Source organism: Streptomyces sp. DT190, from assembly GCF_049846985.1.
Lineage (GTDB): Bacteria > Actinomycetota > Actinomycetes > Streptomycetales > Streptomycetaceae > Streptomyces.
On record NZ_JBNCNM010000007.1, the window covers coordinates 307,479 to 317,947 of the forward strand.

General features: G+C 72.1%; 8 protein-coding genes. 4 read left to right on the forward strand and 4 right to left on the reverse strand.

Translation table 11 applies throughout. The annotated features are described in order from the left end of the window. The first annotated feature begins 2 nt into the window (after positions 1–2). On the forward strand, positions 3–1,217 hold the full coding sequence (locus tag ACPXCS_RS16025; protein ID WP_425949925.1) for an acyl-CoA dehydrogenase family protein: 1,215 nt from the start codon (positions 3–5) through the stop codon (positions 1,215–1,217). Between the two features lie 58 nt (positions 1,218–1,275). Here ACPXCS_RS16025 and ACPXCS_RS16030 read toward each other — a convergent pair whose 3' ends face one another. From ACPXCS_RS16030 to ACPXCS_RS16040, 3 genes are read right to left on the reverse strand one after another with little or no spacing between them, the layout of a single operon-like run. Then, positions 1,276–1,869 carry a TetR/AcrR family transcriptional regulator gene (locus ACPXCS_RS16030; RefSeq protein ID WP_425949927.1) on the reverse strand — a complete coding sequence of 198 codons (594 nt, stop codon included), beginning with the start codon at positions 1,867–1,869 and terminating at the stop codon, positions 1,276–1,278. A gap of 28 nt (positions 1,870–1,897) precedes the next feature. Beyond that, positions 1,898–3,562: a class I adenylate-forming enzyme family protein gene (locus ACPXCS_RS16035; RefSeq protein WP_425949928.1), complete on the reverse strand. Its 1,665-nt coding sequence runs from the start codon at positions 3,560–3,562 to the stop codon at positions 1,898–1,900. Continuing rightward, the gene (locus ACPXCS_RS16040) at positions 3,559–4,332 is read right to left on the reverse strand and encodes an SDR family oxidoreductase (RefSeq protein ID WP_425949930.1); all 774 of its coding nucleotides are present in this window, start codon (positions 4,330–4,332) and stop codon (positions 3,559–3,561) included. The genes ACPXCS_RS16035 and ACPXCS_RS16040 overlap by 4 nt, the downstream gene beginning before the upstream one ends. A 149-nt stretch (positions 4,333–4,481) precedes the next feature. Here ACPXCS_RS16040 and ACPXCS_RS16045 point away from each other — a divergent pair, with 149 nt between their 5' ends. After that, positions 4,482–5,717 carry an exo-beta-N-acetylmuramidase NamZ family protein gene (locus tag ACPXCS_RS16045; RefSeq protein ID WP_425949931.1) on the forward strand — a complete coding sequence of 412 codons (1,236 nt, stop codon included), beginning with the start codon at positions 4,482–4,484 and terminating at the stop codon, positions 5,715–5,717. A gap of 61 nt (positions 5,718–5,778) precedes the next feature. On the opposite strand, the gene ACPXCS_RS16050 is transcribed toward ACPXCS_RS16045, so the two are convergent. Then, positions 5,779–8,577 (reverse strand): penicillin acylase family protein, encoded by a 2,799-nt coding sequence (locus tag ACPXCS_RS16050; protein ID WP_425949932.1) that lies wholly within the window; start codon positions 8,575–8,577, stop codon positions 5,779–5,781. Between the two features lie 266 nt (positions 8,578–8,843). Between ACPXCS_RS16050 and ACPXCS_RS16055 the strand changes: the two genes are divergently transcribed. Together ACPXCS_RS16055 and ACPXCS_RS16060 are read left to right on the forward strand one after the other, a co-directional pair. Next, positions 8,844–9,446, forward strand: coding sequence for a hypothetical protein (locus tag ACPXCS_RS16055; RefSeq protein WP_425949934.1), 603 nt, complete (start codon positions 8,844–8,846; stop codon positions 9,444–9,446). A 75-nt stretch (positions 9,447–9,521) separates the two neighbouring features. Continuing rightward, positions 9,522–10,235 carry a 3-keto-5-aminohexanoate cleavage protein gene (locus ACPXCS_RS16060; protein WP_425949936.1) on the forward strand — a complete coding sequence of 238 codons (714 nt, stop codon included), beginning with the start codon at positions 9,522–9,524 and terminating at the stop codon, positions 10,233–10,235. Positions 10,236–10,469: the final 234 nt, after the last annotated feature.

Sequence of the window (10,469 nt, forward strand, 5' to 3'; positions counted from 1 at the left end):
GTATGGACTTCGCTTTCGACGCGCGCACCGAAGAGCTGCGCGCCAAGCTCCTCGCCTTCATGGACGAGTACGTCCACCCGGCCGAGGCCGTCGCGCACGAGCAGCGCGAACGGCTCGCGTCCCCGTGGGAGAACCCGCCCGTGGTGGAGGAGCTGAAGGCCGAGGCCCGCAGGCAGGGCCTGTGGAACCTGTTCCTTCCGGACTCCGAGTACGGCGCCGGGCTCACCAACCTGCAGTACGCGCCGCTCGCCGAGATCATGGGCCGCTCCCCGCAGCTGGCGCCGACGGTGACCAACTGCGCGGCGCCGGACACCGGCAACATGGAGGTCCTCACCCAGTTCGGCGACGAGCAGCAGCGCAAGCAGTGGCTGGAGCCGCTGCTGGCGGGCGAGATCCGCTCGGCGTTCGCGATGACCGAGCCGGAGGTGGCCTCCTCGGACGCCACGAACATCACGACGCGCATCGAGCGGGACGGCGACGAGTACGTCCTCACCGGCCGCAAGTGGTACATCTCCGGGGCCATGCACCCCGACTGCAAGATCTTCATCGTGATGGGCAAGACCGACCCGGACGGGGAGGACATCCGGCGCCAGCAGTCCATGGTGCTGGTGCCGCGCGACACCCCGGGCGTCACGATCACGCGGGCGATGCAGGTGTTCGGGTACGAGGACCACTACCACGGCGGTCACGCGGAGATCGTCTTCGATCACGCGCGCGTACCGGTGTCGAACCTGGTCGGCGAGGAGGGCGGCGGCTTCGCCATCGCGCAGGCGCGGCTCGGGCCCGGCCGCATCCACCACTGCATGCGGCTGATCGGCATGGCCGAGCGGGCGATCGAGCTGATGTGCCGGCGCGCCGTGTCCCGCGACGCCTTCGGCAAGGCGCTGGCGCAGCAGGGCGTGGTGCACAACTGGATCGCCGACGCGCGGGTGACGGTGGAGCAACTGCGGCTGCTCGTGCTGAAGACGGCCTGGCTGATGGACACGGTCGGCAACCGCGGGGCGCACACCGAGATCCAGGCGATCAAGATCGCCACGCCCCGCGCGGTGGTGGACATCCTCGACCGGGCGATCCAGCTGCACGGCGCGGGCGGGGTGAGCCAGGACTTCCCGCTGGCGGAGCTGTACGCGGGGGCGCGGACGCTGATGATCGCGGACGGGCCGGACGAGGTGCACCAGCGGTCGCTGGCCCGGCGGGAGCTGAAGCGGTACGTGTGAGGGGGTCGGGTTCAGGGGGCCGAGCCCTCTGAACCCCCCGCCGGCCGCGGACGGCCGCTCACGGGCGCAGGGCTCTGAGCAGCAGGTCGGCCAGGTGGTCCGCGACCTCCTGGGGGCTGAGCGGGCCGTCCGGGCGGTACCACGTCGACAGGTGGTGGATGGAGCCGAAGTGGTAGTCCACGACCAGGTCGGCCGGGGTCGCCTCGGAGAAGACACCCGTCTGCTGGCCCTCCTCGATCAGCGCCCGGAACCGCTCGTGGTAGCGCCGGCGCTCCGCGCGCACCTGCTTGTCCTTCTCGGGGCTCAGGTGGTGCATCGAGCGCCAGAAGATCATCGCGTCGTCGAGGTTCTCGATCGTCGTCACCACGACGTCCGCCGCCGCGGCCCGCAGCCGCTTCTCGACCGGCTCGCCCGAGTCCGCCACCGCGTCCAGGCGCTCCTGCTGGATGCGCAGCACGCGCGCGTACACCTCGTGCAGCAGGTCGTCCTTCGAGCCGAAGTAGTGGTACAGCGCCCCTTTGGTGACACCGGCCGCCTCGACGATCTCCTGCACCGAGGTGCGGTCGTAACCCTGCTCCGCGAAGAGCCGGGTGGCGGCGGCCAGGAGCCGCTGAGGGACGGGAGCGCCGTCCGGGTCCGTGGTCCTGGGCACTGCCGCCACCTGCCTTTCCGTACTGCTGTCAGTTGTCTTGCGTCCGGGAACGCAGTTCCCGACGGAGGATCTTCCCACTGGCCGTCTTCGGCAAGTCCGGCAGGATCTCCACCTGGCGCGGGTACTTGTAGGCGGCCAGTCTCTCCTTGCAGTGGGCGGCGAGCGCATCGGGGTCCGTCTCGGCGCCCGGGCGCAGGCTGATGTACGCCTTGACGGTCTCGCCGCGGTACCCGTCGGGCACACCCACCACGGCCGCCTCCCGCACCGCCGGGTGCGTGTAGAGCACGTCCTCGACCTCGCGCGGCCACACCTTGAAGCCGGACGCGTTGATCATGTCCTTCTTGCGGTCGACGACGTACAGCCAGCCCTGCTCGTCCATGAAGCCGATGTCGCCGGTGCGCAGCTCGGCGCCGGGGAACGTCTCGGCGGTGGCGTCGGGGCGGCGCCAGTAGCCGGGCACGACCTGCGGGCCGCTCACGACGATCTCGCCCTGGTCCCCGAAGGGCACCTCGTCGCCCCTGTCGTCGACGATCCGCACGACCGTGTCGGGGCCGGGCAGGCCCACGGCGAGGGTCCCGGAGACCGGGTCCACCGGTGCCTCCAGGCCGGGCGGCACGGAGGCGCAGGGCGCGGTGCACTCGGTCAGGCCGTAGCCGTTGCGGATGTACGGGCCGAAGCCCGCCCGGAACTTCTCCACCAGCGCCGGCGGCAGCGGGGCGCCGCCGGAGGAGATCACCCGGAAGGAGGAGAAGTGGTCCCGGCCGACGGAGGGGTGGGCGGCCAGGGCCATGAAGGCCGTGGACGGGCCGACGGTGTAGTGCGGGCGGTGCTCGGCGAAGGCGTCGAGCACCACTCCGGCCTCGAAGCGGTAGGCCAGCACGAGCGTGCCCCCGCTGTTCAGGCAGGCGCCGAACTGGCAGACCATGCCGGTGATGTGGAACAGCGGCGCCAGCGCGAAGTACACGGGCCGCTCGGGCAGCCCGAGGCCCGTCCGCTGCCGCTCGGCGTTGTACATGATGTTGCGGTGCGTGTTGGTGGCGCCCTTGGGCGTGCCGCTGGTTCCCGAGGTGTAGCTGATCAGTGCGACGCCCGCCGGGTCGGGGTCCCGGCCCTCGGGTGCCCGGTGCCCGGCCCGCGCCACGGTGACGAGGTCGTCCGCGTCGGGGGCCTGCGGCAGCCGCTCGAAGGTCAGCACGCGCGCGTCGCCCCGCGTCTGGAAGTCCAGCTCGCACCCGGTGAGCACGATCCGCACCGGCGAGTCGGCCGCCGTCCCGCGCAGGTACGACTCCCACGCCCGGTCCGAGCAGATCAGCGCGGCCACCTCACCGTCGCGCAGGACGTGGGCCACCTCGCCCGACTTGTACATCGGGTTGACGGGCACGACGACCGCGCCCGCCTTCCAGGCGCCGAGCACGGCGAGCACGAAGTGCGGGGAGTTCTGCAGCAGCACCGCGACCCGGTCGCCGGGCTCCAGCCCGCGCGCGGCGAGGTGCCCGGCGACGGAGTCGCTGAGTTCGTCGACGTCCCGGTAGGTCAGCCGGCCGTCGAAGTAGGCCAGGAAGTCGGCGTCGGGGGTCTCGGCCGCCACCCGGCGCAGGGCGTGCACCAGGGAGCCGGCGGGATCGATCGGGGCCTTCTGGGCGTCGCTGAGCAGGGCGAGCCAGGGCTTGGCGGCGTAGCGGGACGTGGTCACCGGGTCCCCTCCCACTGCTGCTGGAGGCGGTTCATGCCGGACAGCCACCGGTCGGGGTCACCGGCCCGGGCCCGGTGGTAGGCGGCGACCTCGGGGTGCGGCAGGATCAGGAAGCGGTCCTCCGCGACGCCCTCGAACAGCGCGTCCGCCACGGCCTCGGGCTCGATCGCGGTCGGCTGGAGCACCAGGTCGCCGGCGCTGCCGGTCGCGGCCAGCATGTCGGTGCGCACGCCCTGCGGGCAGATGGCGTGCACCTTCACGCCCCGGTGCCGGTAGGTCAGCGACAGCCACTCCGCGAAGGCGAGGGCGCCGTGCTTGGTGACGGCGTAGGGCGCGGCGCCGATCATGGTGAGCAGGCCGGCGGCGGACACGGTGGAGACGAACCGTCCGCTGCCGCGCTCCAGCCAGTGGGGCAGCAGGGCGTGGGCGGCCCGGACGTGCGCCATGACGTTCACGTCCCAGGAGGCGGCCCAGGCGGTCTCGTCGAGCGGCCCGTCGGCGCTGCCGCCCTCGAACGCCACACCGGCGTTGGCGCAGTAGACGTCCACGGTCCCGTCGAGTGCGTCCCGGGCGTCGGCGACGATCGCCGAGGCGTCGCCGGCCACGGCGGTGCCGCCGATCTCCTCCGCCACGCGCTTGGCGCGCTCGGCGTCCAGGTCGTTCACGACGACCCGGGCCCCCTCGGCGGCGAACCGCCGGGCGAGCGCGGCTCCGATACCGCCTCCGGCCCCCGTGACAACGACGCCCGACCCTTGAAAGGCTCCCACCATCGGTCTCCTTAAGACGCGGCTCAGCAACGGCCTCAGACTAACCGGTCGGTATGTTTGAGGGAAAGGGCTGGAGCAGCACCCTAGGGGCGCGAGGAACTGCGCGACCAGGCACGACGAACCGGCACACAACGGATCACGGAGGCCACTTCATGCGCCCTTCCAGACGAGCCGTCCTCACGGCAGCCGCCACGGCCGCCGTCTCGGCAGCGCCCACCGCCGCCGCGGCCCCGCCTCGCCACCGGCTCCACACCGGCTTCGAACGACTCGCCCGGGACGGCTACGCCCCCCTCGCCGGCCAGAAGGTGGGCATCGTCACCAACCCCACCGGCATCACCCGCGACGTCCGCCACATCGTCGACGTCATGCACGCCGACGACCGCGTCGGCCTCACCGCCGTCTTCGGCCCGGAGCACGGCTTCCGCGGCACCGCCCAGGCCGGCGGCTCCGAGGGCCGCTACGACGACCCGGCGACCGGGCTGCCCGTCTACGACACGTACCTCAAGAGCGGCCGCCCCCTCGCGGACGTCTTCACCGCGTCCGGCGTCGACACGGTCGTCTTCGACATCCAGGACGTCGGCGCGCGCTTCTACACGTACATCTGGACCCTGTACGACTGCATGGAGGCCGCGCAGCTCGCCGGCAAGCGGTTCGTGGTCCTGGACCGGCCCAACCCGGTGACCGGCCGGGCGGCGCTCGGGCCCGTCCTGCACCGGGAGTTCGCGACGTTCGTCGGACGCCGGCCGATCTCCCAGGCGCACGGCATGACCGTCGCGGAGCTGGCCCGGCTGTTCAACGGGGAGTTCCTGACCGAGCCCGTTCCGCTGGAGACCGTGACCATGTCGGGCTGGCGGCGCTCGGACTTCCACGACGCCTCCGGGCTGCCCTGGGTGCCGCCCAGCCCGAACATGCCGACGCCGGAGACGGCGCTGGTGTACGCCGGGACGTGTCTGTTCGAGGGCACCAACCTGTCGGAGGGGCGCGGCACCACGCGGCCGTTCGAGCTGCTCGGTGCGGAGGGCGTCGACGGGCGCTGGGCGGCCGCCGCGAACGAACTCGCCCTGCCCGGGGTGCGGTTCAGGGAGGCCTACTTCGCGCCCACCTTCTCCAAGTTCCAGGGCAGGACGATCGGCGGGGTGCAACTCCATGTGCACGACCGGGCCGCCTTCGACCCCGTCCGCACCGGGATCGCGCTGCTGGTCACCGCCAAGCGGGTGTGGAGCGGTTTCGCCTGGCGCCCGGACCACTGGATCGACAAGCTCACCGGCAACGCGCGCGTGCGCACCATGATCGACGCGGGCGCGGACACCGACGAGGTCGTGGCCGGGTGGCAGGAGGAGCTCGCGGCGTTCCGCAGGACCCGGCGGAAGTACCTCCTCTACCGCTGAGCGCGCGGCTCCCCGCCCCCGGCGGCGGGCCGGGTCCGCCGGCCCGCCGCCGGGCGGTGCCTCACCGGTGCGAGGTGAACTCCACGACCTGCTGGTAGGTGGGCCGGTTCTGCCAGCTGATCGGGCCGTGCTTGATGCCGCCGAGGGTGCGGTGGTTGATCGAGTCGGCACACCACTGGTCGCCGGCCGCGCACACCTCGTCGCCGGGGTAGACCTGGGCCATGGTCTTCCCCGCCGCCTCCTTCAGGGTGCTGACGAGGGTGTCGCGGCAGGCCCCGAGGCTGCCGCCGCCGCAGTACGTCCGGGCCAGCGGGCCCTTCACCTCTTCACCCAGGACGGCCCGGACGTCCTTGTCGACATAGCTCCACCAGCCGTACTGGAAGGAGCTCCCGGCGTGCGAGCCGGTCGGGCCGTGCGCGGCGGACGGGGACTCGTCGACGGGCAGGTTGGCCGTCATGGCCTCGTACAGCTCACCGCCCAGGCCCGGCCGGAACTGGGCCTCGACCAGCAGCGGCCACCAGGCGTCGAGGATCCGGATCGCGTCGGCGTCGGCGTACTTCTTCGACCCGGCCGTCGTCTCGGTGCGCCTGCCGCCGGCGGCGGCCCAGTCCTTGAGCCGGCTCACGGCGGCCGCCGCTGCGGAGTCGGTGACGGGCGCACTGTCGATCACCTTCAGCAGTCGGGGCAGGACGTCCTCGGCGCGCAGGTCGGCGAGGCCGGCGTCCGCCATGGCCCGTACCAGCGCGGCCCGGGTCACGCCGCCCTGCCGGACCAGCGTGCGCACCCGGTCCTCCAGGAGGTCGCCGCGGTGCACGGAGCCGTTGCCCCAGGGCGCGGCCGTGTAGCCCTCGGCCTGCTTGTTGTTCCAGGAGACGTAGTAGTCCTGGTCCACGGATCGGGGGTGCGCGGAGGGCGGGGTGTAGTCGGCGGTGTTGGACGCCGGGTCCCAGCCGCGCCATTCGTGGGCGGGCCGCGCCCACACCGGGAACTCGGCGTCGACGCCGGCCGCGCGGACGGGGTTGTCGCCGCTGTTGTAGTACGCGGTGTGCTCGGAGTCGGCGTAGAACCAGTTGAAGGTGTAGTTGATGTGCTGCACGGCCTTCTGGAAGTCCTCCGGTCCCTTCACGTAGCCGGGGTCGTTCAGCATCTGGAAGCCGATGATGGAGTCGGCCTCGTGCAGGAAGGACGAGCGCAGGGTGGTGTAGGCGACCTTCTTGCCGCCGACCGTGGCGCGGTACTCCACCGGACCGTACTTCGTGCGCCACACGCGCATGGTGTACGAGCCGGCGGCGGTGCCGTCGGCGACCGTGGGCTTCCAGGCGTTCTTCCGCTCGACCTTCTCCATCGGCGTGCAGGTGCCGCGGTAGAGGTAGTGGTGGTCGTCCTGGCACAGCTCGACGGCGTACGTGTCGATGATGTCCTGGCCGGAGGTCGTGGCGCTCCAGGCGTAGTCCTGGCCGCGGCCGAGCTCGACGTAGAAGCTCAGACCGGCGAAGGAGGCGCCGCGGGCGCTGATGCCCGGGCCCTGGATCTCCTGGAGCAGCAGCAACTGCGGGGCGAAGTAGCCGGTCTGGGGACCGAACACGGCGACCGGATGGCCGCTCGCGGTGTGCTTCCCGCTCACCACGAGGGCGTTGGACATGCCGCGCTTCGCGGAGGACAGGGCCGTCTTCGCCGCGTCGCGGGAGGCACCGGTGGCGCTCGGCGCGGCGGCGCTGCCGGTGCGGTCGTGCACGAGCGGCTCCGCGCGCACCGAGCCGGCGTCGGGCAGGGCCGTGCCCTGCGGGTCGTCGGGCCTGGTCGCGTACGGGAAGCGGCCCGTCCGCTGGGTGAGGACGGCCTCCGGGTCGTCGCGCATCCGGAAGGACTCCCAGACCTCGGTGCCCTCGGCGACGCCGTACTTCTCCTGGGCGGCCAGCAGCGAGATCGCGTTGTTGACCTCGCCGCCCCCGCCGGAACCGAACAGCGCGCCGATGACCGAGGCGAGCGCCACCAGGTCGGTGATCTTGAAGTGTTCTATCTTCCCGGCGTTGGTGATTGAGTCCTTGTGCCCGGTGAGCACGTATTCACCGGGGAAGTAGCGGCCGCTGTCGGAGGCGTCGACATAGGCGTTGATGCCGTCGAGATAGGCCTTGGCGTCGGCGAGGGCCTGTGCGCCGCGTTCGCCGTTCGTGGCCACGGCGTTGTCGATCTGCGCCTGCAGATCCGCCTCGGTGTAGGGGGCGTGCCGCCAGAACTGCTGCTCCAGCCCCTGGTTGGAGGGCGCTCCGCCCGCGAAGGAGGTCAACTGTCCCCGCCCGACGTGCCGGAAGACGTCCATCAGCCACAGCCGGTCCTGGGCCGCCGCATACCCGGCGCCGAACTCCGTGCCGTACCGGGTGGTGCCGGTGATGTGCGGCACACCGGTCTTCTTGTCGCGGACGATGGTCACGTCGTCGCGTCCGGCGGGCCTGACCGTGGAGGCGACCTGGTCCGCCGGGACGCCGAAGGACGCGTCGTTGAAGAAGGTGCTGATCTTCTCGTTGGTGAGGCCGGGGTAGCCCTTGGCGAGGCCGGCGTAGGGCCCGAGCTGGTCCTCGGCGTGTTCGGGCTGGGTGCCGAAGGCCTGGTTGAGGAGGATCTGGGCGAGGGTGGCGTTGCCGTTCTGGCCGGGCGGGAGAATGTCCGAACACTGGTTCCCGCAGTGGTCGTTCGCGGCCGCCGTGGCCTGCGCGTTCCCCGTCCCCGCGGCCGCCGCCGGGGCGAGTGGCGACAAAAGACCGGCGATCAGCGCGCATACGGATGCGGTCTTCAGGAACCCGGGGATTCCGCGGGGAGTTCTCAGTCTGTCGAGAACGGTGCGTGGGTGACGCCGTGGCATGCGGGGCTCCTCCCGACGTGGGGTGGGCGGGATGTTACCGCCGGTATCCCCGCCTTTGAAGATGAACAAGCGTCACTTATGGAAGTCAGCACAACAGGCACAGGGATCACGGCAGTCGACAGGCGAGCCCCGTCGGACGGCTTATGGAGGCCATTTGAAATCGGATGGAGCCGATTCGCTTGTCGATACGTCTATTCGGCGACGTCCTTACGACGACGCCGAAGTGACCGGATGTACAGGTGCAGGTGTGACGGAGGTGCAGGACGATGGCCGGTTTCCGGAGTCTGGCGAGACAGGTCCGCGATCCGCGGTGCGATCTGGCCTTGCGGCGCTATTCGCTGCGCAAGTGCCTTGAGCGGTTCGCGCCTTACGGGCACAGGGCGACCTGGGACCATCTGTGCTCCCGGGCAGGGTTCGGTCCCGAGGACCGCTCCCCCGATCCGGTGCGGCTCGTGGCCGCACTGGACGAACTGGAGGAGGCGCGGGCGGTCTGGCTGGCCTACGAGGTCGAGTTCGCCGAGCGCCGCAAGAAGGAGAAGCACGACGGGCTGCGCCGACCGGGCAGCGTGGACGACTGGCACCGGCTGACCTGGGGCGGCTTCGGTGTGGCGTGGTGCGACGATCCGGCGGTCCATCCCCGTGAACCGCTGGCCGAGGTACTGCGCCGGCTGATCGCCGCGCTGGAGCGCGAACCGGGCTCGGGCTGCCCGGTGTGCGGCGGTGAACGGCTCACCTGGAGGTACGACCTGGACCACGAGCCCTCGACGGGTCCGGTCTGCACGGACTGCGGAATCCTGGTGCCGCGTCCCGTGCTCACGCCCGAGGCCCTGGCGGACGCCAGGCGGGTGAGGTTGCTGGTGTCGGCTTGACGGATGCGGGTGCGCGGGGGGTGCGCCGGGGATGCCGCACCCCCACTGTCGGTGGGGCCTGGCACCATCGTCGACATGGTGCAGGTGTGTCTGAACGGTTCGCGGACGGCCGCTGACGGTACGGCGGTGCCGCTGACGCCGGAGGCGATGGCCGCCTCCGCCGCGGCCGCCGTCGCGGCCGGAGCCACGGACGTCCACGTCCATCCCAAGACGCCGTGCGGGCGGGACACGCTGTCGCCGCGGGTGCTGGCAGGGACGCTGACGGCGATACGTGCGCGGGTGCCGGTGCCGGTGGGGGTGACCACGGGGGCGTGGGCCGAACCGGACCCCACCGCGCGGCTCGACCGGATCCACGGCTGGACCGTCCTGCCCGACCACGCCTCGGTCAACTGGCACGAGCCGGGGGCGGAGGAGGTCGCCGCCGCGCTGCTCGATCTCGGCGTGGACGTGGAGGCGGGCATCTGGTCCGGCACGGACGGGGCACGGCGGTTCGCGTCCTCATCGCTGGGACCGAGGGTGCTGAGGGTCCTGGCCGAGGTGACGGACACGGACCCCTCGACGGCGGCGGCCACGGCGCGGGAGCTGCTGTCCGGGCTGGGATCCGCGCACGGCCGGCCCGTGCTGCTGCACGGGGAGGACGGCGGTGCGTGGCCGGTGCTGCGGCTCGCGGGCGAACTGGGTCTTGCGACGCGGATCGGCCTGGAGGACGTCCTGGTCCTGCCGGACGGCCAACCGGCCCGTTCCAACGCGGAGTTGGTGGCGGCGGGACTGGCGCAGTACGGCCGTTGACGACCCGGGGCGTCACTGCCCGGGCCGGGACGCTGCGCAACCCGGCGGCGCGGGGTGCCGCTGCGCCCGCCCTCCCCCAAGCTCTCGGCTTCGCTCGAGCAGGGGGACCCCCATCGCCCCAGCGGCACGCATGCCCGCAGCTGAGGGGACCCGCACCCGCCGGACGGCGCAAGGGGCCGTGCCGGGGGGTGTCCGCCCGCAGCGGTTGGCGCGTCAACGAACAGCGAGTCGGCA